This is a genomic window from Streptomyces sp. NPDC042259 (genome assembly GCF_055582085.1).
This window is the reverse complement of record NZ_JBVJDW010000015.1, coordinates 60,463-85,610: the sequence shown is the minus strand read 5'-3', so window position 1 is coordinate 85,610 and position 25,148 is coordinate 60,463. Positions and strand designations below refer to the sequence as shown.

The following is a 25,148-nucleotide window of genomic DNA, read 5'->3' as shown; positions in this document are numbered from 1 at the left end:
CTCCTGGTGTGTTGAGGAGGCGGTGGCGGTCAGGACTGGACGCCGTACAGCGCGCGCGGGCTGCACGAGACGGCGCTCCCGGCGGTGGTCGCGCGGGCCTGGACCTTGAAGGTCACGCGGCTGTCGAACGGGACCCCGACGGGCGCCGTGAACTCCAGCGGCCCCGGGCCGGCCGGGCCGACCTGGAGGTCGTTGGCCAGCAGCCGGACCTCGCCGCCGGCCGTGGCGGCGAGGCGGCAGTAGACGTTCGGGTGCTGGGCGATGGCTTCGGCGCTGTAGAGCGTCGTCCACTCGGTGGAGCCGGTGGACTCCCAGTGGGCGGTGCTCTCCGGCGTGGGCGTCGGGTACGGGATGTACGGGCGGGCGAGCCCCTCTCCCGTGGTGTCGTCCGCGAAGAGGGCGTTGCCCTTGCGGTCGAAGACCTTCACCGACTGGCTCGGCTGGAGGTCGGGGGCCTCGGCGTGCACGGTCAGCGCCTTCGAACCGTCGTCGCGGCGGACGAAGAAGCCCTGCTGCTCACCGTCGGGGCGGGCGGGGGAGACCTGGCCGATGTAGAGGAGTTCCGCGCCCTTCTGCTCGTCGCGGTTGCGGACGGCGAGCTGGCCGCCGTCGCTGATGACGACGTTGCCGCCGCTGACGCGGTCCATGGCGGGCCGGGTGTTCGCACTGCCCATGAGCGCCCGTACCTGCCGCTCCAGGGAGCGGATGCGGTCGAGGAGATCGGTGGGGATCGCGGCCATCTATGCCTCTTCCAGATAGAGCTTCGCGGTCTCGCTCTTGCCGCGCGCGGGCGGGGTGACGGTCAGCCCGACGACGCGGTAGCGCAGGTCCGGGCCGTCCACGTGCCACCCGTCGCGGATGCGCAGCCGCACGGACGCGCCGATGAGCGCGGGGGTGATGCGGCCGTCCACGCGGATGGTCACCTCGGGGATGATCTGCGGCCTGCGGGCGCGGGCCAGCTCGGCCCGCGCCGCGCCGTCCAGGACCGCCTTGTCCGAGATCCCGCTGTGGTCCGAGGTGCTCTCCAGGCGCGGCCAGCCCGCGTCGAGGTCCTCGGTGGAGACGGCGGGCGCCGACGTCTCCGGGAGCGAGTCGGAGGCCTGGTTGCGGTTGGCGGTCTCGCCCCGGGCGACCCACACGTTGGCCTGCACGGTCGAGTCGGCCGGCAGGCTGTAGGTGAGGACCTGGCCGGGCCGGTCGAGGACGATGTCCGCGTCACCGGTCGTGATCTTCGGGTGGCCGAGCTGGAGCTTCTTGACCCGCGCACCCGTCTCGGGGTCGCGGTAGCACTGGATGCGCCACTCGAACCCGTCCTGCATGGCGGCCAGTTGGTCGATCAGCTCCCGTACCCGGGCCAGGTCCGTGTAGGCATAACGGAGGTTCCACACCACGCCGGAGAAGTCGTCCCCGTAGGTGATGCCGATGTCGCCGCCCGGCTGTGACTGCACGTGCCGGACGAGGGCGCGGACGATCTCGAACTGGTCGACGGTCGAGAAGCTCCGGTCCCGGCCCAGGATGCGGTGGTCGAGGTAGGAGTCGAAGGTGCCCGCCTGGATCTGTACGTCCAGCCGGCCCCGCTCGTCCCCCGACGGGGTGCACGTCCACAGGATGCCGCCCCACCAGATGTCGGAGCCGCGCTCCAGCCAGACCGCGGTGCGGCCGGGCTGGAGCGCCGCGCGGGCCCGCTGCGCGAGGGCCGTGTCGGGGAGCGGGACCGTGGCGCGCAACTGCCCGGGCTTGCCGATGAAGTCGTCGAACTCGACCTCGGTGAGGGGCAGGGAGTCGATGACCCGGTCGGTACGGAGATCGCAGAACAGGGCGCGGTAGGTGACGTCCGCCGACGGCGTCGTCCGCGTCATACGGCGGCCTCGTAGGTGCCGTACACCTCGTACCAGTTCTTGGCGACGGGCGGCATCGGGTCGTCACCGTCGACCCAGAAGCCGGTGGGCTTGCCGGAGGCCTGCACGGCGGACCAGTTGCGGGCGATGCCCTTCTCCTCGTACGAGGCGCTGATCTCGGCGCCGCCGTGGAAGTAGCCGTTGGCCTCGCCGCCGATGCGGGCCCGGAAGTTGACCGTGTGGACCGGCTTGGCGACCGGACGGACCGGGAGGCTGAGGTACCAGTTGCCGTTGCTGCCGGGGCCGCCCCACGTGGTCGTGGTGCCGATGGTCAGCTCGGCGCGGAAGTGGACGATGGGGCCGTCCTGGATGTAGCGGCCGGACACGGAGCCGTTGCCCAGGTTCACCTGCGGGCCCTGCGTCGCCTTCCAGACCGGCGTGTAGTCCTGCCAGGACGGGCGCTGCGGGTAGGGCATCCACTTCTGGCCGTCCCAGCGCTCCAGGCCCGCACCGGTGTCGCGGTACTGGCCGGGGTAGGCGCCGTCGAAGCCCAGGCCCCAGCCGAGCGGGATGATGCCGCCGACCGCGACGGTCGCCCGGCGCCGGTCCTTCACGGCGGTGGCCCAGTTGATGCCGCCGGTTCCGGACGAGGCGGCCTTGGCCACCGTCACCTCGGCCAGCGCCAGCGAACCGAGCGGCGTCTTGGGCGCGACGGGGTTGGCCGCCGGTACGCCCTGGACGATCTCGACGACCGCGGTGGTCTGGTTGGAGGAGTCCTGCTGGGCGTCGTACACGCGCAGCACCACGAGGTCGACGCGGGGGTAGCCCGGGTCGCCGTCCGCGAAGGTGATGCTGGTGTGCTCGGTGGTGAAGACGGGGTAGGCGCCGGCGACCTCGGTGCTCTGCACGATCGCGCGGCCGGGGGCCACCTTGGCGCTCATGCCCGCGGTGTCACCGAAGACACGCAGGCCGGAGATGGCCTCGGTGCCGCCGGCCGAACCGGGGATCACCCCGTCGCGCGAGGACAGGACGCCGTTCGGGGTCATGGTGCCGAGCGGGGCGAGCCGGGTGTCGACCCGGGTCTGGCCGCCGTCGGCGTCGGTGGAGTTGAGCAGCCAAGCACTGCGGATGTTCATACCGTTCTCCAGGTGGTGTGCGGATGGTGCGGGGGCGCGGCGTCGGGGCGCGGCGGGGCCTACCAGTGCGCGTTGCGCCAGGTGACGGTCACCGAGGCGCCGGGGTCGACCACCCCGGGCGCGGCCCGGAACGCCAACGCCGTTGATCCGGGCTCCAGTTGGAAGAGCTGCTCGGGCGTCGACCAGGGGGTGGCGGTGTGGATGCGGGAGGCGGACGCGTTGAGCGTGACCGTGCCCGCGCTGGTGTCGATCGTCAGCACGTCGGAGGCGGCCAGCCGGATGTCGTATTCGATCCGCAGGCCGTCACTGAGCCGGGTCAGGGACGGGCGGCGCACCGGGCCGCGGAACTCGATCACGGGGTTCGCCGGGGCATCGCCGCCGTTGAGGGCGGTGACCATGCCGGTGGAGTTGATGTCTCCCCAGTTCAGCGGCCAGTTCAGGCCCCGCTCCTGGTCCCAGGACAGGCCCCGCTCGGGGGTGGGCAGCCCGGTCTGTTCGGTCTGCTCGTCGACGGCGAAGCGGCGGGGATCGGCGCAGACCCACTGCACGGTCGCCTTCGCGGCGCCGTGGGTGACGAACATCCGGTCCTGGGGGATGGCCCGCTGGCTGACCCGGGCCCGGCAGGCGAGGGTCTCGCCGTGCAGCCGCACGGCGAGCCACTGCTCGCCGCCGTGCACGGCGGTGGCGGCCCGGAACTGCGCGGCGACGGCCGCCGCCCGGGACGGGTGGTCGGGCAGCAGCCAGATGGGCGCGGTCACGGTACGGGCCTGCGACCACTGCGAGCCCGGCCAGGCGCCGTGCTGGTCGGGGCGCAGGACGTCGCCGCTGTCGAGGCCGGGCAGGTCGGCCCAGCCGGTGAGGCCGCTGTCGGCGATCTCGTAGTCGGTGCCGGGGCCGAAAAGCAGTCCGGCCCACTGGATCTGCCCATCACGGGTGATCAGTGAGCCGGGGGGTGCGGTGGCGGTGTTCATTTGTGTCGGGGGCATGGGTGGGGTGGCCCTCACCTTCTCGTGTACGTCGTGGGCGTCGTGTGCGCTACGTCGTGTGCGCCAGGAACAGCAGGTCCTCGGCGATGCCGTGAGCGCCGCGGTGCTCGGGCTCGTAGTAGTTCTCGATGCGTGCCGCCCGCCGGGGAGCGCCCGTGGCCCGGGCCGCCTCCGCCGTACGCGCGAGCATCCGGTCGAGGGCGGAGAGCGGCAGAACGGCCTCGGCCTCGCCGGCCTCGGCGAGGATCACGGGCACACCACCGTCGCGGGGGGTGACCACGCCGCCCTGGGCGAGCATCGGGATCTTCGACAGATGCACCCCGAACTTCTTGCCGAACAGGCTGAAGCTGAGGCTGTTGAGGCCGTCGATCACCCAGTTGGCGAAGGCGATGAGCCCGTTGAGGGGGCCCTTGACGACGCCGACGACCATCTGGAATCCGGTCTGGAGGAAGTCCCCCATGCCGTGCAGGGCCTTCTCCATCGCGGAGTTGACCTTGTGGAACCCGTCGGGGACGGACTTGGTGACCCACTTGACGACGGGCTTGACGGCGTTGCTCACGCCCTTCCAGAACCCGGTCACCACCGTCAGATACGCCGAGATCACCGGGATGACGACGGTCATGGCCGACTCGATCAACGTCCCGACGGCACTGAAGACCGTCTCCATGAGCTGCTGCCCGAGTTCCGACTCCAGCGCGAACTCGATGAGCTGCTCGGCGAACGGGGCGAGCAGCGTGAGGACCAGGACGAACGGGTTGGTCTTCATGACCAGGTTGACGGCCGTCATGATCTTGGACGCGATGTTGAGCTTGCCGCCGAGGACACCGGTGATGCGCCCGATGACGCCCGCGCCCTTGCCCTGCAGGGCGATGGACTTGCCGGCGCCGTCCGACTGCCGCTTGATGTTCTTCAGCAGCCGGTTGGCCTGCTGGGTGCCGGTCCGCGACTTCAGGATGCCGGTATTGGCGGTGGTCGCCTGCTTGCCGAGCGCGGTGGCGGCGCGGCCGGCGGCGGTGGCCCCGGTGCCGAACTGCTTGAGGTCCTTGCCGGCCTGGCCGGTGGAGGACTTGATGCGGTCGGCGGCGCGGGCGGCGTTGCGGATGCCGGTCTGGCTCGTCCGGACGGCGCGGGCGGCCTGGGCGAGCGCGGTGCCGAAGTTACGGAAGGCTCCGGCGGAGTTGGCGAGTGGGTTTCCGGGGGCTCGGGCGAGCGCTGTGGCCGCTGCCATGGCGGGCTTCCCTCCCCTCTGGCGTGGGGGACATCAGGTCTCTCATCCGCGGGCCTTGGCGAGGAACATCAGCGCCCTGGCCGTGTCCTGCGGGTCGCTGGACGACGTGGCGTAGTAGTTCTCGATGTGGAACCCGTCGCCGTTGCCCCGGCTCCCGAGCGCTCCGGCGGAGGCGAGGCGGGACTGCACGGCGGTACGGGTCAGCAGCCGGTCGAGCTTCGACAGCGGCATGACCGCCTCGGACTCACCGGCCTCCGCGACGATCGCGGGCACGCCGCCGCTGCGCGGGGCGACGATGCCGCCCTCGGCGAGCATCGGGATCCGCGGAATGCTGACGCCGAAGGTCTTCCCCCCGACGAGAGGCACCCAGCCGGGGATCGAGACCTTGATCCCGTTCAGCGCGCCGATGGCGCTGTTGATCAGGCTGATCACCCCGTTGAGCGGGGACTTCACCGCCGACATGATCCCGTCGAACACCCCGCCCGCGAACCGGGACAGCCCGCCCCAGGCGCTGGAGAGCGCGTCCTTGACGGTGTTGAACGCCCCGGGGATGGCGGAGCCGATCCACAGGGCGATGGGCAGGATCGCGGCCTTGATGCCGTTCCACACACTGGAGATGATCTTGCCGGTGGTCCGCATGAGGGGCCCGATGGCCTTCATGACGGACGAGACGACCTTGCCGATGACGTCGAACGCCACCTTCATGATCTTCTGCATCGCCTTCGACTTGGACGCCATGGTGACGACCTTCTCGATGAGCGGTGCGAAGAGTTCGAGCAACATCCCGATGACGTTGCCCTTCATGGACTTGTTGAGCCCCTTGAACCCACCGTCGGCCTTCTTGAGCCCGCCCTGGAACTTCCCCATGGACTGGCCGCCCTTGCCGGCCTCCTTGCCGACCTTGGCGACCGACTTGGCGGCCTGGTCGGCGGCGGTCTTCATGCCCTTGAGTTCGCGGGTGGACTGCTTGGCGGAGTTCTTTATCCTGCCGACGTTGGTATGGGCGGTGCCGGCTTGCTTGCCGAGGGTTCCGGCGGAGCGGCCGGCGCCGTCTAGGCTGGTTTTGAAACCTCGGGCTGCGCCGGAGGCTCTGGTGAGGGATTGGACCAGTGACATGTTTTACCCAATCCGCCTAGTTATCCACCCAGTTCGGTGCGGACGGCCCTTACGCTCCTGGCGAGGCCGTTCAAATTTCCCTGCACTTGCTTATAGTTGGTTCCCACGTCTTTCTTTACCTTATCCGCCTCGCTGGCTGCCTTCTTCAACTTGGCCAGTGTTATCTCGGTTTTCTTCGCTTCGCTATTGGCCTTGAGTGCACTCTTAAATGCACTCTCCGTATACACCTTGTGCATACGCAGCCGTCGTGTCGCCTTTTCGACCCCCTTTTCCGCCCTCTTGGCTTCCTGCTCCAGCCTGAGCATCTCACTGAGGGATCCGGGCGCCTTGGTTCGCCTCCATCTGTCCTTGGCTGCGCCCGCAGCATTCCGTGCCGACTCGGCTCTATCTCCTGCCGTGCTTTTCCTGGCGGTGGCGGTCTCGAGCTTGGCCATTCGCCGCTCCGCCTTGCCGAGCTTCTGGGCGAATCTCCTCTGTTGGCGATTTATTTTGGCCTCGAAATGCTTCTTGGCATCCGAACTCTTGGTCGCGTAAAGCTGTTTGCCTCGGTAATGAACCCCCTTCTCATCAATCTTGAGGAAGGTGTAGTCGAACTTAAACAGGCTCATTCCGATCGCAATGGCTGCGAGCTCGCCCTTGGCCGCGGTGAGGTCTGCCTTGAGTGCAGTGGCCGAGTGCATCGCCCCATAGGCGACCCGCTTGGTCTCTATGTACTCGTCCTCATTGAACCAAGTCGGTACACCTGCTACGTGCAGAGTCCCGGAAGGTCCGCCGCTGTTTGGGTCGGCCATATTCTCCTCCATGCCTGTCCGTCAAATCGAGATCAGAATGCGCAGGCCATTTGTCCGGAGTGTCTTGTGAAGTGATCACTGCTCTGGATAGAATGGCGGAAGATGTTTTGTCCGCTTCATTATGCTCGGTTTGGGACATTTTGTGTGGTTTATAGTCGCCCTGCTCCTTGTTGCCCCGGCCGCTCTCCTCGGATTCGCCGGACGCCCCTTCTATGTGCGCTATCGCCTGCGGCGTCATGGTGTCGCGGTGATGGGTACGTGCACGGGATATGAGAACCCCGAAGGGACCCTGTTCTGTTGCTACGAGTACGTGGACAAAGAAGCCGGGCAGAAGTGGGTCAAGCGGGGGGACCCGGTTGACATACCGGAGGTTTTCGCCGGGGACAGCGTTGAGGTCCTCTACGAGGAGGGAAAGCCTTGGCGTTCGCGCATGCGGCAAGAGATGACGGTGCCGTCCTGGGCCTGGGGGGTCCTCGCTGTCGCTACCATTGTCGCCGTCATATGTGTGGCCGTTGCCTCGCATTTCGCGGGACAAATGTAGTTCCGGCCCGCCTTGCACGCGCGAAGCCTGGAAATCAGGGAAACAGGCGGGGCGCCGCAGGCCACTATGCGAAGAAGGCGGATAGATCGCTAGGGCTCGGGTTATGGACCCGTTCGCCCAAGGGATCCCCGGCGGGCTCGTCGTCATCTGGTTCAGACGAATCGAGGCCCGGCCTGGGCACCGGCTCCGGATAGTCCAGCGGTTCGGCTTCTTCGTCGCTGTTGAGCGTGCCTGTCATCCAGTTGGCCACCGCCAGGTGATCAACCGCCGCCGCAAGCAAATGCGTCGAGGCATCCCACTCCACGGCTTCCCCGTGCAAGTCACGATTCACGGCACTATCCCGTGGCATGTGCTTGACCAGCACCGAGAGCCGTCGCGTCGACAGCGACCCCCGGTGCCAGTCCAGCAAGTCCACGCCGTAATGCCGCAGCAGATCGGCTTCGAGAGCCTCGGCGTGTTCTTCTACGAACGCGTCGAGGCTCAGTCTTCCCCCAGGCCGAGCCCGGTCTCCTTGCCGTACGCCTCCAGGATCGCGGCGATGTCCTGCATCGTCACGTCGTGCTCCAGGAAGAGCTTGAACTGCTTCTCACCCAGCAGCAGCCCCAGCAGCCCGTCGACGTCGTTGTCGTCGAGGTCGCGCAGAGCACGTGCCGTGCGGTGGCCGATCTCGGTGGGGAGTTCGAAGGTGTCGCCGTCGAGCTGGAAGGACCACGCCTTGCCGTGGGCCTCCATGCGCTGGGCACGGGCCGCGTTGACGTCGAATCCGGACATGTTGCTGCTCCTTGGGTGAAGAGAAGTGGAGAGAGGGGCTGCCGCCCCGCACCGGGGAAGGCGCGGGGCGGCAGCCCTGTTCAGGTGGCGCGAGAGGAGAGGCTCAACGAGGCCTTACTTGGCCGCGAACGCCTTGTCCTTCATCAGCCAGGTCGCCAGCGGGGCGCCGGCCTTCGAGGCCATCGCCGTGAAGGTGACACCCAGCTTGACCGCGCCCTTGCGGTTGAGGTCCATGTCATCGCTGACCGTGACCAGACCGCGCGGCACGACGAACCGGTAGCGGACGTCCGCGCCGTCGGTGAACTCCAGACCCAGGGCGCGCTCGTCCTCGCCCTGGTCGCTCTGGATCTCGTACTTGTAGATGCCCGAGTTCGGGGCGGTCTCGGCGACGTCGCCACCACCGAAGAAGAACGGCAGGGTGTCCTCGTTGAGCTGGAGCATGCCGAACTTCAGGGTCAGCTCACGCTCGGTGTAGATCGTGCGGGCCGGGGTCAGCGACTGCCAGGTGTCGATGTTGGCGGTCTTGCCCTTACGGCCGAACTTCACACCGTCGGTGCTGGTGTAGCCCAGGTCGTGCCAGGCCGGGCTCCACTCGGTGGTGGTGTCGAGGGGGGCGTCCGTGCCGACCTTGGCGACGAGGATGCGGCCGGTGCCGGCAACGCGGATCTCGCTCGGGTTCATACCGGGCATGGGGTTCTCCTTGATGAGAGTGATGTGTGAGGTGGTGCGGGGTACGACAAAGGCACCGCCGGAGTGCGGCAGGGCCTGTGGGGAAGGCGCGGGTACTCGGTCCGGTCAGGCCGGACGGAGTGAGAACCGCACCGTGGTGAGGTAGCGATTGCCGGCGGGCCGGTTGTAGTCCGGCAGCCAGCGCACGGCCTCGGTCTCGACGACGTCGGTGACGACCGCGGTGCCGTAGACGACGCCGCGGAGCTGGAGGAGCGCGGCGCGGACGGACAGCGACACGGTGTGTGCCGTCGTCTTGTCCGGTCCGTAGACCTCCAACTCGACGAGAGGCTGGTCGAGATGGAGATCGTCGACCCAGGCGCCGCCGGTCCGGGAGACCAGCACGGCCTTCTGCGTACCGTCGAAGTCGTTGGGCGGACGGTTGTCGACCACCACCCCGGCCAGTTCCGGCCGGTACTTCAGGTTGTCGACGATGAGGCGTTCCACATTGGGGAACGAGAGCAGTGCCTCATTCACATGCGGTCTCCTTTCGAGAGACGCTCCCGACGCCGACCGCGAGAGCGGACGGCGTGTGCGTTGGGCGCCCGGCGCGTGCGGCACGGCGCGGTGGGGAGCGGGTGCGGTAGGGAGAGCGGGCTGCCCTCGCGGCCCGTACGTACCGGCCGCCCAACGCGAAGCGGCGGTAGCCGCCGCCCTGTTGTGGGCGCAGCTCCGCCGCTGCACTTATTGTGAACGAGGTCGCGCGGGCGCGCAACTAGAAGTTTCGAGCCCGCAATCAGGAGGGCTCAGGGGGCGAGGTCGAGTACACGCACCGACTGCCCTTTCCATCGGTCGGGCTCGGTGGTGGCGACGACCGCACCGTCCGGGCGGTCGAGGGTCGGCTGAGCCGAGTAGAGGGTGTGTGAGGCGGCCCAGGCGGTGTCGCGCGCGAGAGCGAGGGCGGCCGGCAAGTCTAGGTCGAGGACGGTGATCCCGGGGAGGGCGGCGATGTGCTCGGCCGTGCCGCGGTGGGATCGGTCGGCCTCCACCAGGGCGCACACCGGCGCGTACAGATACCAGCCTGGCGCCGCGTGCGCGCGGTGGATCAGGCGGGACGCCAGGATGTTGCCGCGTCCTGCGGCGGTCATCGCGGTGTCGTCCAGGATGATGTGCAGACTGTCGGTCACCGGGCGACTGCCTTGGCTAGGCGCATGTCGAGTTCGGCGTCCAGGTCCGCCTGCTCGGCGTCGGTGGGGTCGTAGCCGTTCCATTCCCGCAGGGCGGCGCGCGCCTGCTCAGCCCGCTCGGCACGCTCCGCCGGGGTGAGGAGGTTGTCGGCGAGCCGGGCGAGGTAGGCCCGCAGGGACAAACCTTCGGCGGCAGCTATCTCGGCGAGCCGGTCGCGCGCGTCCGTGGGGATGCGGATGTTGGCATCGGGCATGGTGAACTCCTTCCGCTGGCGACTCCAGGGTACGGGTACGCACCCGTACCCGTCCAGGCTGGGCGGTGTCTCCGGCCTCCGCTTTGGTCTTGATGCGTGCCGTTATTTCTGGCGCCATGACGCTGAACGTTCGGAATCGCGGCTGTCGTCCACTGAGGCCCGATGGGAAAAGAAGTGCGGTGGGCTGGGGCTCGGTGTCTGAGTGCCGTACCGGTCCGGCCGAGCCGTACCACTGCCCGGCCCGGCAGCCGCCGGGGTCACGGCTCGCTGGTCGTCGCTTCCAGCGCGCGGCGCGTGTTCGGGCCGTAGACGCCCGCGGGGTCGCCCTTGATGTCGTTGGCCCGTTGGAAGTCCGCCACCGCGTGGCTGTCCTCGCCGCTGTAGTGACCGTCCTCCCGGACGACGTCCGGATCCAGGAGCCAGCCGCCCTCCTCGTTCAGTCGCTGCTGCATCTCCAGGACCTCCGGGCCCCGCATGCCCTGCTTCAGCGTGCCCGCCGTGTCGCCCGACGGCGGAGCGGTGCGTGCGGTGGAACCGGGCGGTGTCGTGACACGGGCCGAGGCGTCGGCGCGGACGGGCGTCTTCGCCGACGCCGGGTGGGCTCCCGAGGCCGAGGGTGACGCGCTCGTCCTCGCGCCGGCGCTCTTGCCCGCCGACGGTGACGCGGAGGCCGATGCCTTCGCGGTCGTTGTGGCGGCGGAGCCAGACGGCGCCGGGCCGCCGGTCGCGTCCCCGGTCGGTGCGGTCGCCGTGGGGCCGCCCGCGAGGTCGTCGGGGCGGGCTCGGTCGCCGTCGTTGACGCCACCGAACAGGCTGACGGCGAGCAGACCACCGCAGACGGCGACCACCGCCACCGCCGTCCCGGCCACCGCGGCCACCGGGCGCTTCCGGCCGCGTCGGCGGCCGCGCGGGCTGTCGGCGCGCCGCGGCCCCGTCTCGCCGGTGACGGGGGTGACGGGGTGGGCGAACAGGCCCAGGTCCTCCGGGGCGGCCCCGGACCCGTGATCCGGCGCGACGCCCACGGCCGGTGCGGCGACAGGTGCCGTGCGAGGACCGTCCTCGTACGGGGCGGCCTCCGGCCGCGCGACGTACGGCCGGATCCGCAGCGGATCGAAGCCCCCGGTCACGGCGCCGGAGTCCGCGCCGTCGTCCGCGCGCGGCGCGCACCCGCAGCCGGGGCCGCCGTCCGCGCCCCGTTCCGTACCGCAGTCAGGGCAGCGCTGTGCCGTCACTGTCGTCCCTCCGTCGAATGGCAGCGATTATGCAGACCGGATTCCGTTCTGCACAGGCCTGACCTGCGACAAAGCGCTTCGACGGCCTTTTCTGCCGGGCATAACACGGCAAACCCACCGGGGCGGTGTGAGCCGCCCACAAGGCCGGCACGCACGCGATCTCGGCGCCCGCTCCCATATCGCGTACCGCGGTCCACGGGACCAGACTGGAAGGAGAAGTCTTCTCAGGCCCCCTCCTGGGCCGGGAAGGGAGGAGTCATGACGTCCACGACGCGGGACGACGCTCCCATCGCCTTCGAAGGCGACGGTACGGAGCTGCGCCTACAGGACCTCGGCGGCGATATGGGCGCCGCCTTCATCCGTTTCCCCCAAGGGGCGGATTTGGAGCCGGCCCTCAAGGGGCTGCCGGACGACCTCTGTCACTGTCCCCACTGGGGCTACATGCTCAAGGGGCGGCTGAAGCTGAAGACGAAGCACGGGGACGAGGTCTACGAGGCGGGCCAGGCCTTCTACTGGGCCCCCGGGCACGCGCCGGAAGCACTTGAGGACTGCGAGTTCGTCGATTTCTCGCCCACGGAGACGTTCAACGAGGTGATCACCCACTTGAAGTCGCAGTGAGGGTGAGTCGGTACGAGTGGGCTTGCCATCACATTCAGAGCCCCCCGGCCCCGCCCTGGTCAGCCCGGCAGGAGCGGCGCCAGGACCAAGAACAGCGGTAGGGCCAACGACAAGGTCATGAGCGTGCCGAAGAAGGCCAGGAGTACACCCCGCACCATGCCTCCGGCTCGCCCCACGCCCCGGGCTCGTTGGGGCTCTTCCGGGTCGTATGTCACGTCCAGGCGCGGGGACTTGAAGTACTGGGTCACCAGGACGTTGGACGGGGCCACGACGTTGCGGCCCTCCACGGTCCGGAACTCATAGATCGGGCGGTACTCCTCCTCCGAGCTGACCCATTCGTACCTGACGACGCGACCGGGGACGGTGATGCCCCTGCGCCGCAGAATCGACGCGTCACGAAACACCTCGCGCCATGACTGGGCGACCAGCGAGGCTCCGATGGGGCCGAGCCAGAGCACCATGTGGACCGGCGGTACGACCTCTTCCTGACCTGCCCGGTACAACGCCGCGGCGGCGAAGGCCAGGTAGCCCGCTGCCAAGAGGCCGTATTTCAGCAGGCCCGGCCGGTCCAGCCACCGCAGCCAAGAAGGACGCCGCACTTGGGTGGTCACCAGGGACGGCCCATGCGGCACCCGCCGCACGTCGATCAGGGCTGATCGCAGGGATTGGACGAACGTGTCGGCGGCTGTGAAGTTTCGGGTGGTCAACGACATCGCGTCGGTTGTGCCGCCACCGGACAACCGGATGCGCACCGCAGTGCCGTCGCGCACGACGTCGGCGATCGCTTCCGGCGGCACGGTCCACGTCGTGCGGCCGCGTACGACCGTCACCATGGCGTTCTCCAGCCGAAATTCGACGCCCCGCCCCCGTAACACCACACCACTCGGTATCTGCGTCATGGCGTGATCATAAGAGCCGAAAATTCGTGGAGGATCCGCGTGATGTCAGCAGGCAGCCGCCGGATCTTCGCGTGTTCGGCGGGCTTCGCATGCACCGTCTTCGTCGGGCAGGCCGTCCCCCGGCCCAGCAGATCCCCGCCCTCGCGCTGCATGTCGTCGAAGAAGCCGAGCGTCTCGCCCCACCCATGCCGTACGCGTCATCCGCCATGCGGAAGAGGTCGCGGCCCTACATGGTGCCTTCGGATCCACCGATACGGGTCAGTACGTCAGTCGCACTATCCCGTCGCGGATTTCCGCGATCTCTGCCTCCACGTCGCGGTACCAGTCGGTGACCTTACGGTTGGGGTCTGGCTCCACGCGTCCTGCGTCCAGATCGCTCAGTCGATCACTGACCGCGTTGATTCGCGCTGTCAGTGCGAACTTCCCTTGGACGGAAACTGCGTGTTCGAGTTCGCTTCTGGCGGCGGCCAGGGAGGTGTGTGCCCGGTCACGGATCGGGGCCACTTTTTCGCGCAGCTCCACCAACTTGCTCCGCAGCTCAAGGAAGCTGTTGATGGCGCCGTCCAGCTCGGCGATATGAGACGCGCAGTGGTCGCAGTGCTCCGAGAAGTACTCCGATGCCGCTGCCACAGCCTCGAGGTCCCCACCGCTGTCCAGGTCGCTCCAGAGGCCGCGCATCCGCTCGTACAGCGCTGTGCTCTCGTGGAACCAGTTCCAAAGTTCCCCGGCTTCCCGCAGCTGTGCCCGTACGGCCCTCGCGGGCAGCCCATCCCCGCGGCCGAGAACGGACTCGACCTCCCCTCGCACCTCGTCGAATCGTTCGAAGCCCTGCTGCAGCCTCAGCTGGGCTTCGCTCGCTGCGCGCATCCGATCCGCGAGGTGCTGCTCCGCATCCACCTGGCTCCTCGTGCGCCGCCGTCCCCACATGTCCGCCCCCTACCCTTCCGTGCCCCTTGCACGCATGAAACGATCTTACGTTCGAGAAGGGGCCGTGCGGGCGATGTCGCGGACTGTCCCCCTGACGAGACGGAGTGTCAGACCGCCGGGTTAGATTAATGGGCGATCGCGCACACTCCCGGGTATCTCACGACAGATGCACTGGAGGCGTCACGGAGGGGCATATGAGTCGGCCAATAGCACCTGGGGGTGGCATGAGCGAGTCGGTCGTGGGGTGCGGAGGAATCACGCGGTGAGTGTCCACAGCGAGCGGCTCGCGGAGGTCGTGGCCGCCACCGTGGAGGTGGCCGCCGAATCCGGGTCCGCCGGAGTGTTCACCGACGAGGTTGCCCAGGCGCTGGCCGCCGTCGTCGGCAAGGTGGCGGACCGGGCCGTCGACGCCGCCGCGCTCAGTGGCTTCGTCAGCGGGTGGCAGGAGGCCATCGAGGCGGTGGGGGAGGACGCCTCGGCGGGTGCTCAGGTGGTGCGGATGTCCTCGTGGGGCGTCATGAGCGGAGGCGGCTCCTCCAGCGGGAACGCCAACGGGAACTCCGGCGGAAACGCCAGCGGAAACACCGGCGGGAACGATTCTTCGCCGCCCCGGGTCCGTTAGGGGCCGGCCCGGAGCCGTACGCGGAGCCGTACGCGGAGTAGTACGTAAGGAGCGCCCCGCGGCCTTCTCGGCCGCGGGGCGCTCCTTTATATAGACGTCCTGCGTATGTGCCCGCGTATATAGGGGACAGGGATCACGCCCGCGCGCGGCGCTCGTGCGCCCTGCGTGTCGCGCGCTCCGCCGCGAAGACGTCCTCCAGGCGGAACAGATGGGACCGGCCCCGCCGGCCCGCCGGGGTCAGATGGTTGAGCTGGACCCACTTGCGGATGGTGTCCGGGACCACCGCCGCCTCTTCCGCCGCCATCGCCGTCGTCACCAGAGCGGACGCCGGTACGTACGTAGGTGGTGCTGTGGTCATCGGGAACCCCCCTGGTTCTCGGCCTGGTCCTCGGCGTCGTCCTGGGCCGCCGTCAGTTCCGACAGATCGCCGTCCGTCGCCTCCGCGAGCTGCCGCCACTCCGCGCGGACCCAGGAGTGCCGGTGGCGGTGGTCGGTGCGGCAGGTGCAGGCCGGGTCGGCGCAGCGGCAGCCGGGGTTGACGCACAGGACCGTCTCGCGGTGCGGGAAGACGCGCAGGGAGACCGAGTCGCAGTGCAGACAGCGGCCGCTGACGCGGACCGGTGTCTCGGCGTCGCCCAGGGCCAGGGAGCAGCGGCGGGCCATGCGGCGCGCCTCGCCCCGTACGTGCTCGGCGAGGACCGGCTGGGCCGAGACGCGGTCCAGCAGGCCCAGCAGACGGGTCAGCCGCTGCTCCACCGTGCCGCGCTGCGGGCGTGGGACGCGCAGCTTCTCGCAGACCGCTTCCTCCAGCTCCACCACACCGTCGGTGATGTCGCGGATGGTGTCCGAGATGAACAGGCGGATGGGGGCGCCGGGGGCCGACGGCCTTCCGCCCCGGCCACCGCCGGTAAGGGAGGGGCGCGCGGTGCGGCTGGGGGCGAGTTCCTGGCTCAGTTCGGGGAACTGGCGGAGCAGGATGCCCAGCCAGACACCCGCCGGGTCGGGCCGGCCAGCCCGGCCAGCCCGGCCAGCCCGGCCATCACGGCCATCACGGCCATCACGGCCGGTCCGGCGATCACGGTCGTCACGGCCGGACTCGCCGGGCCGGTCCGGCCGGCCCGGCCCGGCGGGCGGGGGAGTGTCGTCGGAGCGGTCTGGGCGGTGGGTCATGGCTGCTCCCTGTGAGTGATTCCTACGAACGGTGGATGGTCGGGCCCGGCCCGGAGCGCTACCGCTCCGGATCCAGCTCGGCCGGGATCCGCACTTCCCTGCCGTTGCGCCACAGGCGCCCGCCGCTCACTCCGTCGAACCAGTTCTCCGCCGGGGCGACGGTCTCCAGGCAACGGCGGCGTACGGGGCAGACGGCACAGGCGCGCAGGGCGGGAAGGGCGGGCTTGGGGCGGCGGGCGAAGACGGCCTCGTCCGGGAGGCCGGCGCAGGCGGCGTGGGTGCGCCAGTCGGCTGGGCGGGCGGGGGCGGGGTAGGCGTCCCCGTGGAAGGTGGTGTGGACGAGTGCGGAAGCGGGCATGGCGAGTGGTCCCTCTCAGGGCACGGGAGGGGTTGCGGAGGCCCTTGTGACCCTTGTTGCGGTTGCGCAATCAACAGTAGCGAGCTTGCGTGCGAGAGCGCAACAAACGATCGAGGTGTGCCGCTCGCCACGGATCCGGAGGGGCATTTACTAGTCAAGTGGCGCGAATTTGACGCTATGGGGTAGCGAGTTGCGCGCGCGCACCGCATTCTGGTTATTGCGCGCGCGATCGGACGGTAGGGTCTGTTGTTGCGGAGGGAGAGCGTGTTATGGGCGAAAAAGGCTCGGATATGGAGCGTTTCGCGAGCTGGGTCGAGGGTCTGATGCGGGAGCGCGGATACGACATCGACAGCCCGCGGGGTGGCGGCAGATCCCGCCTGGCGGAGGACGCCGGTGTGCACCGGGCCGCGGTGACGCGGTTGTTGCAGCGGCAGAGCCTGCCGGACCTGGAGACGATGCGCGCCCTGGCGCGCGTGCTCGGCGTGGGGCTGCGCGACATGCTGATCGAGTCCGGCAGGGTGACGGCGGAGGACCTGCCGCTGCCCGGCGCCGGCCGGAGCGGCGCGGCGGCCTCGGGCCCCGGTGCCGGCCGGGTGACGCCCGCGGAGGCGGCCGACCTGCTCGGCATCCCCGACAGTCACCGGCGGCAGTTCGTCGAAATGACCGAGATGATCATCGCGGTGGGCGGGGTGCGCCCGGCCGGAGCGCAGGGCATCCAGCGGGGCGTCTCGGCCAGCCGCTGAGCGGCGCTCCGATCGGCCGGGTCAGCCGTTGGGCGTAGTCGTTTGTCACGATTGACCGATTCCGGGTGACGAACCCGCCCGGTGGCGCCGTCTCGCGTGACCATCCCCGTGTGTCACCCGTAGCGCCCGGTGCCCGCCGTTCCCGGGGTCATCCGTGAGCGCCGCCGCCCGCTTGGGCGCGCGCCGCTGTGAGCCGTGTCGCGTGGCCGCCCGGCCGGTGCGGCCGACGGCCCGTCGCCGGGGCGGCACGCCGCCCCTGACCGGAGCCGGTCCGTCCGCTACCGGTCGGCCGGAACCCTTGGGGCGCCTGGGCGGCGGCGGTACGGTGGGGCGGGGCGGACCGGAGCCGCGCGGGCTCCCTGACCGGCGACATACGCCGCACATCAGGGTGGCCTCCGCGTGTGCATTTGTTTTGACCGCAGCCCATGCGGTAGGTACGCTCTGACCTTGTGCCTGGGGTGTCCCTGGGCTCTCGTGCGTGCCTTTTGACCGTACGAGGGGCCCAGACCGTAGCGGTCAGAGACACCGAAATCTGCACCATCCCGTCGTCCGGCGGGGGCCTGCAGTCTTCGACACACCCGACCGCGTGGGTCGGCGAAACCCCAGGTTAGTTTTATCGTGATCGGCACACAGAAACCGGAGAAACGGTGCCTACGATCCAGCAGCTGGTCCGAAAGGGCCGGCAGGACAAGGTCGAGAAGAACAAGACGCCCGCACTCGAGGGTTCGCCCCAGCGTCGCGGCGTCTGCACGCGCGTTTTCACGACCACCCCGAAGAAGCCGAACTCGGCGCTCCGTAAGGTCGCGCGTGTGCGTCTGACCAGCGGCATCGAGGTCACCGCTTACATTCCGGGTGAGGGCCACAACCTCCAGGAGCACTCCATCGTGCTCGTGCGTGGCGGTCGTGTGAAGGACCTGCCGGGCGTTCGCTACAAGATCATCCGTGGCTCGCTCGACACCCAGGGCGTCAAGAACCGCAAGCAGGCTCGCAGCCGCTACGGCGCCAAGAAGGAGAAGTAAGAATGCCTCGTAAGGGCCCCGCCCCGAAGCGCCCGGTCATCATCGACCCGGTCTACAGCTCTCCTCTTGTCACCTCGCTGATCAACAAGATCCTGTTGAACGGCAAGCGTTCCACCGCCGAGCGCATTGTGTACGGCGCCATGGAAGGTCTGCGCGAGAAGACCGGCAACGACCCGGTCATCACCCTCAAGCGCGCGCTTGAGAACGTGAAGCCGGCCCTCGAGGTCAAGTCCCGCCGTGTCGGTGGCGCCACCTACCAGGTGCCGGTCGAGGTCCGTCCGGGCCGCGCCTCCACCCTGGCGCTGCGCTGGCTCGTCGGTTACTCCCGCGCCCGTCGCGAGAAGACCATGACCGAGCGCCTCATGAACGAGCTCCTGGACGCCTCCAACGGTCTCGGCGCTTCGGTCAAGAAGCGTGAGGACACGCACAAGATGGCCGAGTCCAACAAGGCCTTCGCGCACTACCGCTGGTAGTCGCTACCCACATCGAGACCGAGAGAAGACTGAGCCATATGGCCACCACTTCGCTTGACCTGGCCAAGGTCCGCAACATCGGGATCATGGCCCACATCGACGCGGGCAAGACGACCACCACCGAGCGGATCCTGTTCTACACCGGTGTCTCGTACAAGATCGGTGAAGTCCACGACGGCGCTGCCACGATGGACTGGATGGAGCAGGAGCAGGAGCGCGGCATCACGATCACGTCTGCCGCGACGACCTGCCACTGGCCGCTGAACGACGTCGATCACACGATCAACATCATCGACACGCCGGGCCACGTCGACTTCACCGTCGAGGTGGAGCGTTCGCTGCGCGTCCTCGACGGTGCCGTGACGGTGTTCGACGGCGTCGCCGGTGTTGAGCCGCAGTCCGAGACCGTTTGGCGTCAGGCGGACCGCTACGGCGTGCCGCGTATCTGCTTCGTCAACAAGCTCGACCGCACCGGCGCCGAGTTCCACCGCTGCGTCGACATGATCGTCGACCGCCTCGGTGCGGTGCCGCTGGTCATGCAGCTGCCGATCGGTGCCGAAGCCGACTTCAAGGGCGTGGTCGACCTCGTCCAGATGAAGGCTCTGGTCTGGTCCGCCGAGGCCGCCAAGGGCGAGATGTACGACGTCGTCGACATCCCGGCCACGCACACCGAGGCCGCCGAGGAATGGCGCGGCAAGCTCCTCGAGGGTGTCGCCGAGCACGACGACGCCATGATGGAGCTCTTCCTCGAGGGCCAGGAGCCCACCGAGGAGCAGCTGATGGCGGCCATCCGCCGCATCACGCTGGCCTCGCGTGGCAGCGCCGACTCCGTCACCGTCACCCCGGTGTTCTGTGGCACCGCGTTCAAGAACAAGGGCGTCCAGCCCCTGCTCGACGCGGTCGTGCGCTACCTGCCGTCGCCGCTCGACATCGAGGCTGTTGAGGGCCACGCCGTCAACAACCCCGACGAGGTCGTGAAGCGCAAGCCTTCCGACGACGAGCCGTTCGCCGGTCTTGCCTTCAAGATCATGAGCGACCCGCACCTCGGCAAGCTCACCTTCGTCCGGGTTTACTCGGGCCGCATGGAGACCGGCACCCAGGTGCAGAACTCCGTGAAGGGCAAGAAGGAGCGCATCGGCAAGATCTACCGCATGCACGCGAACAAGCGTGAGGAGATCGAGTCGGTGGGTGCCGGTGACATCGTCGCCGTCATGGGTCTGAAGCAGACCACCACCGGTGAGACCCTCTGTGACGCGAGCAAGCCGGTCATCCTCGAGTCCATGGACTTCCCGGCCCCGGTGATCCAGGTCGCCATCGAGCCGAAGTCCAAGGGCGACCAGGAGAAGCTGGGTGTCGCCATCCAGCGTCTCGCCGAGGAGGACCCGTCCTTCCAGGTCCACACGGACGAGGAGACGGGCCAGACCATCATCGCGGGTATGGGCGAGCTGCACCTCGACGTGCTGGTCGACCGTATGCGCCGTGAGTTCCGCGTCGAGGCGAACGTCGGCAAGCCGCAGGTCGCGTACCGCGAGACGATCCGCAAGGCCGTCGAGCGTATCGACTACACGCACAAGAAGCAGACTGGTGGTTCCGGCCAGTTCGCGAAGGTGCAGATGGCCATCGAGCCCCTCGAGGGCGACGGCTACGAGTTCGAGAACAAGGTCACCGGTGGCCGTATCCCGCGGGAGTACATCCCGTCCGTGGACGCGGGTTGCCAGGAGGCCATGGAGTTCGGCGTGCTGGCCGGCTACCCGCTGACCGGTGTCAAGGTGACGCTGCTCGACGGCGCCTACCACGACGTCGACTCGTCCGAACTCGCCTTCAAGATCGCCGGTTCCATGGCGTTCAAGGAGGGTGCTCGCAAGGCGTCCCCGGCTCTTCTCGAGCCGATGATGTCGGTCGAGGTCACCACCCCCGAGGACTACATGGGTGACGTCATCGGTGACATCAACTCCCGCCGTGGCCAGATCCAGGCCATGGAGGACCGTCACGGCGCCAAGCTCGTCAAGGGCCTGGTTCCGCTGTCGGAGATGTTCGGCTACGTCGGAGACCTCCGCAGCAAGACCTCGGGTCGCGCAAGCTACTCGATGCAGTTCGACTCCTACGCCGAGGTTCCGCGGAACGTCGCCGAGGAGATCATCGCGAAGGCCAAGGGCGAGTAACTCCGCGTCTTCGCACGCGAAGCCCACGCTTTAGGCTTTACACCGACTGTCGGGGCATACCGAAGCAATCCGAAAGGAACGCGGCGGATGCCCCGGCGGACGGCACCCCAGCAAAGATCACCTGGCGCCGTTGAAGTAAGGCGTACAGAACCACTCCGTAGGAGGAACAGTGGCGAAGGCGAAGTTCGAGCGGACTAAGCCGCACGTCAACATCGGCACCATCGGTCACGTCGACCACGGTAAGACGACTCTTACCGCGGCGATCACCAAGGTGCTGCACGACGCGTACCCGGACCTGAACCCCTTCACGCCGTTCGACGAGATCGACAAGGCGCCGGAAGAGCGTCAGCGCGGTATCACGATCTCGATCGCTCACGTTGAGTACCAGACCGAGTCGCGTCACTACGCCCACGTCGACTGCCCGGGTCACGCGGACTACATCAAGAACATGATCACCGGTGCCGCCCAGATGGACGGCGCGATCCTCGTGGTCGCCGCGACCGACGGTCCGATGCCGCAGACCAAGGAGCACGTGCTCCTGGCCCGCCAGTCCGGCGTTCCGTACATCGTCGTCGCCCTGAACAAGGCCGACATGGTGGACGACGAGGAGATCATGGAGCTCGTCGAGCTCGAGGTCCGTGAGCTCCTCTCCGAGTACGAGTTCGACGGCGACAACTGCCCCGTCGTCCAGGTCTCGGCTCTCAAGGCGCTCGAGGGCGACAAGGAGTGGGGCGAGAAGCTCCTCGGCCTCATGAAGGCCGTGGACGAGAACATCCCGCAGCCCGAGCGTGACGTCGACAAGCCGTTCCTCATGCCGATCGAGGACGTCTTCACGATCACCGGTCGTGGCACCGTCGTCACCGGTCGTATCGAGCGTGGTGTCCTGAAGGTCAACGAGACCGTCGACATCATCGGCATCAAGACCGAGAAGACCACCACCACGGTCACCGGTATCGAGATGTTCCGCAAGCTGCTCGACGAGGGCCAGGCCGGTGAGAACGTCGGTCTGCTCCTCCGTGGCATCAAGCGCGAGGACGTCGAGCGCGGCCAGTGCATCATCAAGCCCGGTACGGTCACGCCGCACACCGAGTTCGAGGCCACGGCGTACATCCTGTCGAAGGACGAGGGTGGCCGTCACACCCCGTTCTTCAACAACTACCGTCCGCAGTTCTACTTCCGTACGACTGACGTGACCGGTGTTGTGACCCTCAAGGAGGGCACGGAGATGGTCATGCCCGGCGACAACGCCGAGATGACCGTCAACCTGATCCAGCCCGTCGCGATGGAGGAGGGCCTGCGCTTCACCATCCGTGAGGGTGGCCGCACCGTCGGCGCCGGCCAGGTCGTCAAGATCAACAAGTAATCACGCGGCCTCCGGGCCGAGTGTTGCCGAAGGATCGGGGCGGGCCCCGCACATCATTCCGATGTGCGGGGCCCGCCTTTTTTCGTGTCCGGGCCCAGGGCCCGTCCGGCGGATCACGGGAGCACCGGAATCAAGGGATTCACCGGGTGTCTTCTCTGGTCGAATGCGACCGGGAGGCCCGGCGTGGCGCGGGCCCCCACGAGCGCGGTGACAGGCATTCAAGGGGGAAACGTGGGTTTCAGGAACGTGCGTCGCGCGCCGGCGCGCCCGCGCGGGGAGCACCCCGGTGAGTTCACCTACACCGGCACCTGGCAGCCCGCCCCCCTGACGGGCGCGGCCACCGGCACCCCGGCCGGTCCGGTGCTCATCCTGTACGCCCCCGCCGGGCGCCCCCTGGCCGACGCGATCGCCGCGCGGCACCGCTCCGACGACGTCGTCCGCGTCGAACTGGGCACGGTCACCCGGCCGACGGCCCCCGGCCGCTGGGAACTCGACGCCACCGCCCCCGACGCACCGGCCGCCCTGCGCGAGGCGCTCCCCAGGCCGCGCACCGTGTACTTCCTCGGCGGGCTGCGTGACGCCGCACCGGACTCCCCGGCGGAGCTGGAGCGGGCCGAGGAGAACGGCGTACGGGCCCTGTTCCGCTGTGCCAGGCACCTGGTGATCCCCTCGGCCGCCACCCGGGAGACCGACTGGAAGATCGTCACCAATGACGCCTGGCCGGTCGCGGGCGGCCGGGTCACGAACCCGTACGCGGCGGCCCTGACGGGCCTGGCCCGGGTGCTGGAGAACGAGCACCGGCGCTGGAGCGTCCCCGTCATCGACCTCCCCGGCCCCCTCCCCGGCCCCGACGACCCCCGCCGGCACGCACTCGCCGCCCTCGTCGTCGCCGAACCGGCCGGACGCGGCGCCCGGATCGCCCACCGCGACGGCGTCCGCTACCGGCAGGCGCTGCGCCCGCTCACCCTTCCGGCCGCCGACCCCGCCGTGATCCGCACCGGCGGCACCTACGCCGTCGTCGGCGGCGCGGGCGGTATCGGTCTGGAGATGGCCCGGTTCCTGGCCCGCGACCACGGTGCCCGGGTGGCGCTGATCGGGCGGTCCGCGCCGGACGCGGAACGCCGCCGCCGGATCGCCGGCGCCGACCCCGACGGCTCGCGGCTGCTCTACGTCCGGGCCGACGCCCGTGACGAGGACGCCCTGCGGGCCGGACTCGCCGTGATCCACGAGCGGCTCGGGCCGGTACGCGGCGTGTTCCACTCGGCGCTGGACCACTCCACCGCCCTGGTCCGCCACCTCGACGAGGGCGCGCTGCGCGCCGGGCTCGCGGCCAAGAGCGGGGTCAGTGTCGCGCTCGCCTCGGCCTTCCGCGCCGAACCGCTGGACTTCCTGCTGTTCTTCTCCTCCGCACAGTCCTTCCTCGGCGACCCCGGCCTCGCCGGTTACGCCGCCGGGTCGGCGTTCCAGGACGCCTACGCGCACGCCCTCGACCGGCGGCTGCCGTTCCCGGTGCGCAGCATCGACTGGGGGTACTGGGGCACGGTCGGCGCCGTCGCGGGCGAGGGCCACCGCGAACGGCTGACCCGGCAGGGCTACCGCTCCATCGCGCCGCGCGAAGGCTGGGACACCGTCCTGCGCACCCTGGCCGGAACAGAGACGCAGGTGCTCGCCCTGCCCGCCGAGGACGTCCTCCTGAACCGGCTGGGCCTCGGCGAGGAGCCGTCGGATCCCCGGGCCCGCCCCTCGGTGGCCGCGCCCCTGACGGGCACCGGCGCGGCCAGGTGACGGCCGGTGGCCCAACCGGGGTCAGCGGGCGAGCAGGGCCGGCAGTACCGCCGCCTGGTAGGGGGTCGGCTCGCTCCGGCGGGTGCGGGCGGGGCCCGGGCGCCCCAGGGCGCGCAGGGTGGCCCGTGAGACGCGCAGCGCGTCGCGTTCCGCGTCGCGGCGCATGGAGGGCAGGACCAGGCCCCGGCGGCCGGCGTGCTCCAGACACTGGCGGACCGCACCGGTCAGCACGGGGTGGGCGCTGATCTCCAGGAACACGCCGTGCCCGGCGAAGCCGAGCTGCCGGACCGCCGGGGCGAACCGCACCGGCTCGCGCAGGTTGTCGATCCAGTATCCGGCCGTCAGCTCCGGGCCCGCGATCCGGCGGAGGGTCACCGTGGAGTACATGGGCACGGCCGCCCGGCGGGGCCGGAGGCCGGCCAGTGCCGTCCCCAGTTCGTCGCGCAGCTCGTCGACGTAGGGGCTGTGCGAGGGCGCGGTGTCCCGGATCCACGCGGCGTGCACACCGGTGGCGGCCAGATGGCCGAGGACCGCCCGGAGGGTGCCGTGGTCGCCGGCCAGGACCGTCGTCGTGGGGCCGGCGTATCCGGCGACGACGGCCCTTTCGCCGGTGTCCGCGATCAGCGCGGCGGCCTCGGCGGCGGGCAGCTCCACCACGGCCATCGTGCCCTTGCCGGCGATCCGCTGGAGCAGCGCGCCGCGCCGGCACTGGACCGTCGCGGCGTCCTCCAGGGTCAGGGCGCCCGCCACGTGGGCCGCGGCGACCTCGCCCATGCTCTGGCCGACCACCGCGTCGGGCACCACGCCCCAGGAGCGCCAGAGCGCGGCGAGCGCCACCTGCACGGTGAACAGCGTGGGCTGGAGGACGTCGGTGCGGCGCGCCCGGGGCCCGGTGTCGTCGCGGGTGAGCCGGTCCACGACCGACCAGCCGGTGTGCGGGGCGATCGCGGCGTCACAGCGCTCCACGGCCGCCCGGAACACCGCCTCCGTGCGCAGCAGCTCCCGGCCCATGCCGGGCCACTGGTGCCCCTGCCCGGCGAAGACGAGGGCGAGCTTGCCGCCGGACCCGGCACCCTCGTGCCCGGCCCCCTCGTGCCCGGCCTCCTCGCGTCCCGGCGCGGGCGCGGCGGGAGCCGTGCCCACGGCCACCGGATCGAGCGACATGGTCATCTCCGGGCACCTCTCGTCCGGGGGCCCGGCGGGCCGGGCGCCGCCCGGTGCCCCGCCGGGCGGCGCGTACACGGACGAGAACCGCCGGCGGCC

General features: G+C 69.5%; 28 protein-coding genes. 8 read left to right on the top strand and 20 right to left on the bottom strand.

Annotated elements, in window-relative coordinates; all coding sequences use genetic code 11:
* Positions 1–29 precede the first annotated feature (29 nt).
* The 14 genes from ACZ6MA_RS30515 to ACZ6MA_RS30450 form a co-directional block, all read right to left on the bottom strand.
* On the bottom strand, positions 30–740 hold the full coding sequence (locus ACZ6MA_RS30515) for a hypothetical protein (RefSeq protein WP_469437732.1): 711 nt from the start codon (positions 738–740) through the stop codon (positions 30–32).
* A complete protein-coding gene (locus ACZ6MA_RS30510) occupies positions 741–1,859 on the bottom strand; it encodes a hypothetical protein (protein WP_469437731.1) in 1,119 nt (372 codons plus the stop codon).
* On the bottom strand, positions 1,856–2,974 hold the full coding sequence (locus tag ACZ6MA_RS30505; protein WP_469437729.1) for a hypothetical protein: 1,119 nt from the start codon (positions 2,972–2,974) through the stop codon (positions 1,856–1,858). The genes ACZ6MA_RS30510 and ACZ6MA_RS30505 overlap by 4 nt, the downstream gene beginning before the upstream one ends.
* Positions 2,975–3,033: 59 nt before the next feature.
* Positions 3,034–3,960: a phage distal tail protein gene (locus tag ACZ6MA_RS30500; protein WP_469437728.1), complete on the bottom strand. Its 927-nt coding sequence runs from the start codon at positions 3,958–3,960 to the stop codon at positions 3,034–3,036.
* A 49-nt stretch (positions 3,961–4,009) separates the two neighbouring features.
* Positions 4,010–5,188: a phage tail family protein gene (locus tag ACZ6MA_RS30495; protein WP_469437727.1), complete on the bottom strand. Its 1,179-nt coding sequence runs from the start codon at positions 5,186–5,188 to the stop codon at positions 4,010–4,012.
* Between the two features lie 42 nt (positions 5,189–5,230).
* Positions 5,231–6,304, bottom strand: coding sequence for a phage tail protein (locus tag ACZ6MA_RS30490; RefSeq protein WP_469437725.1), 1,074 nt, complete (start codon positions 6,302–6,304; stop codon positions 5,231–5,233).
* 20 nt (positions 6,305–6,324) lie between these two features.
* Positions 6,325–7,095, bottom strand: coding sequence for a hypothetical protein (locus ACZ6MA_RS30485; protein ID WP_469437723.1), 771 nt, complete (start codon positions 7,093–7,095; stop codon positions 6,325–6,327).
* A gap of 605 nt (positions 7,096–7,700) precedes the next feature.
* Entirely contained in the window at positions 7,701–8,051 is a 351-nt protein-coding gene (locus ACZ6MA_RS30480) for a hypothetical protein (protein WP_469437721.1), read from the bottom strand.
* 65 nt (positions 8,052–8,116) lie between these two features.
* Positions 8,117–8,407, bottom strand: a complete 291-nt coding sequence (locus tag ACZ6MA_RS30475; protein ID WP_469437719.1) for a hypothetical protein — start codon at positions 8,405–8,407, stop codon at positions 8,117–8,119.
* A gap of 114 nt (positions 8,408–8,521) precedes the next feature.
* Positions 8,522–9,097, bottom strand: coding sequence for a phage tail tube protein (locus ACZ6MA_RS30470; protein ID WP_469437718.1), 576 nt, complete (start codon positions 9,095–9,097; stop codon positions 8,522–8,524).
* 105 nt (positions 9,098–9,202) lie between these two features.
* Positions 9,203–9,610, bottom strand: coding sequence for a hypothetical protein (locus ACZ6MA_RS30465; protein ID WP_469437716.1), 408 nt, complete (start codon positions 9,608–9,610; stop codon positions 9,203–9,205).
* Between the two features lie 269 nt (positions 9,611–9,879).
* Positions 9,880–10,260, bottom strand: coding sequence for a PIN domain-containing protein (locus tag ACZ6MA_RS30460; protein ID WP_469437715.1), 381 nt, complete (start codon positions 10,258–10,260; stop codon positions 9,880–9,882).
* The gene (locus ACZ6MA_RS30455) at positions 10,257–10,514 is read right to left on the bottom strand and encodes a hypothetical protein (protein WP_469437713.1); all 258 of its coding nucleotides are present in this window, start codon (positions 10,512–10,514) and stop codon (positions 10,257–10,259) included. Before ACZ6MA_RS30455 ends, ACZ6MA_RS30460 begins: the two co-directional genes overlap by 4 nt.
* A 257-nt stretch (positions 10,515–10,771) precedes the next feature.
* A complete protein-coding gene (locus tag ACZ6MA_RS30450; protein WP_469437711.1) occupies positions 10,772–11,746 on the bottom strand; it encodes a peptidoglycan-binding domain-containing protein in 975 nt (324 codons plus the stop codon).
* A gap of 258 nt (positions 11,747–12,004) precedes the next feature.
* Here ACZ6MA_RS30450 and ACZ6MA_RS30445 point away from each other — a divergent pair, with 258 nt between their 5' ends.
* Positions 12,005–12,364 (top strand): cupin domain-containing protein, encoded by a 360-nt coding sequence (locus ACZ6MA_RS30445; protein ID WP_469437710.1) that lies wholly within the window; start codon positions 12,005–12,007, stop codon positions 12,362–12,364.
* Between the two features lie 59 nt (positions 12,365–12,423).
* Here the strand turns inward: ACZ6MA_RS30445 and ACZ6MA_RS30440 are convergent, their stop codons facing one another.
* Together ACZ6MA_RS30440 and ACZ6MA_RS30435 are read right to left on the bottom strand one after the other, a co-directional pair.
* Positions 12,424–13,263, bottom strand: coding sequence for a DUF3592 domain-containing protein (locus ACZ6MA_RS30440; protein WP_469437708.1), 840 nt, complete (start codon positions 13,261–13,263; stop codon positions 12,424–12,426).
* Positions 13,264–13,521: 258 nt separating this feature from the next.
* Positions 13,522–14,160, bottom strand: a complete 639-nt coding sequence (locus tag ACZ6MA_RS30435) for a hypothetical protein (protein WP_469437707.1) — start codon at positions 14,158–14,160, stop codon at positions 13,522–13,524.
* A 292-nt stretch (positions 14,161–14,452) separates the two neighbouring features.
* Between ACZ6MA_RS30435 and ACZ6MA_RS30430 the strand changes: the two genes are divergently transcribed.
* Positions 14,453–14,812, top strand: a complete 360-nt coding sequence (locus ACZ6MA_RS30430) for a hypothetical protein (RefSeq protein WP_469437705.1) — start codon at positions 14,453–14,455, stop codon at positions 14,810–14,812.
* A 133-nt stretch (positions 14,813–14,945) separates the two neighbouring features.
* Here ACZ6MA_RS30430 and ACZ6MA_RS30425 read toward each other — a convergent pair whose 3' ends face one another.
* Genes ACZ6MA_RS30425 through ACZ6MA_RS30415 form a run of 3 tightly spaced genes read right to left on the bottom strand, consistent with a single transcriptional unit; the run spans position 14,946 to position 16,340 of the window.
* Positions 14,946–15,170 carry a hypothetical protein gene (locus tag ACZ6MA_RS30425; RefSeq protein ID WP_469437703.1) on the bottom strand — a complete coding sequence of 75 codons (225 nt, stop codon included), beginning with the start codon at positions 15,168–15,170 and terminating at the stop codon, positions 14,946–14,948.
* Positions 15,167–15,982: a hypothetical protein gene (locus tag ACZ6MA_RS30420; protein WP_469437702.1), complete on the bottom strand. Its 816-nt coding sequence runs from the start codon at positions 15,980–15,982 to the stop codon at positions 15,167–15,169. The genes ACZ6MA_RS30425 and ACZ6MA_RS30420 overlap by 4 nt, the downstream gene beginning before the upstream one ends.
* A gap of 58 nt (positions 15,983–16,040) precedes the next feature.
* On the bottom strand, positions 16,041–16,340 hold the full coding sequence (locus ACZ6MA_RS30415; RefSeq protein ID WP_469437700.1) for a WhiB family transcriptional regulator: 300 nt from the start codon (positions 16,338–16,340) through the stop codon (positions 16,041–16,043).
* 290 nt (positions 16,341–16,630) lie between these two features.
* Here ACZ6MA_RS30415 and ACZ6MA_RS30410 point away from each other — a divergent pair, with 290 nt between their 5' ends.
* From ACZ6MA_RS30410 to ACZ6MA_RS30385, 6 genes are all read left to right on the top strand, one after another.
* Positions 16,631–17,083 carry a helix-turn-helix domain-containing protein gene (locus ACZ6MA_RS30410; RefSeq protein ID WP_469437698.1) on the top strand — a complete coding sequence of 151 codons (453 nt, stop codon included), beginning with the start codon at positions 16,631–16,633 and terminating at the stop codon, positions 17,081–17,083.
* Positions 17,084–17,730: 647 nt separating this feature from the next.
* Entirely contained in the window at positions 17,731–18,102 is a 372-nt protein-coding gene (gene rpsL, locus ACZ6MA_RS30405; RefSeq protein WP_003948652.1) for a 30S ribosomal protein S12, read from the top strand.
* 2 nt (positions 18,103–18,104) lie between these two features.
* Entirely contained in the window at positions 18,105–18,575 is a 471-nt protein-coding gene (gene rpsG, locus ACZ6MA_RS30400; protein WP_130878978.1) for a 30S ribosomal protein S7, read from the top strand.
* Between the two features lie 38 nt (positions 18,576–18,613).
* Complete coding sequence (fusA, locus tag ACZ6MA_RS30395; RefSeq protein ID WP_361701896.1) at positions 18,614–20,737, top strand: elongation factor G; 2,124 nt, start codon at positions 18,614–18,616, stop codon at positions 20,735–20,737.
* 169 nt (positions 20,738–20,906) lie between these two features.
* Positions 20,907–22,100: an elongation factor Tu gene (gene tuf, locus ACZ6MA_RS30390; protein WP_130878980.1), complete on the top strand. Its 1,194-nt coding sequence runs from the start codon at positions 20,907–20,909 to the stop codon at positions 22,098–22,100.
* 231 nt (positions 22,101–22,331) lie between these two features.
* The gene (locus tag ACZ6MA_RS30385) at positions 22,332–23,885 is read left to right on the top strand and encodes an SDR family NAD(P)-dependent oxidoreductase (protein WP_469437696.1); all 1,554 of its coding nucleotides are present in this window, start codon (positions 22,332–22,334) and stop codon (positions 23,883–23,885) included.
* Positions 23,886–23,906: 21 nt separating this feature from the next.
* On the opposite strand, the gene ACZ6MA_RS30380 is transcribed toward ACZ6MA_RS30385, so the two are convergent.
* Positions 23,907–25,055, bottom strand: coding sequence for an acyltransferase domain-containing protein (locus ACZ6MA_RS30380; RefSeq protein WP_469437694.1), 1,149 nt, complete (start codon positions 25,053–25,055; stop codon positions 23,907–23,909).
* Positions 25,056–25,148: the final 93 nt, after the last annotated feature.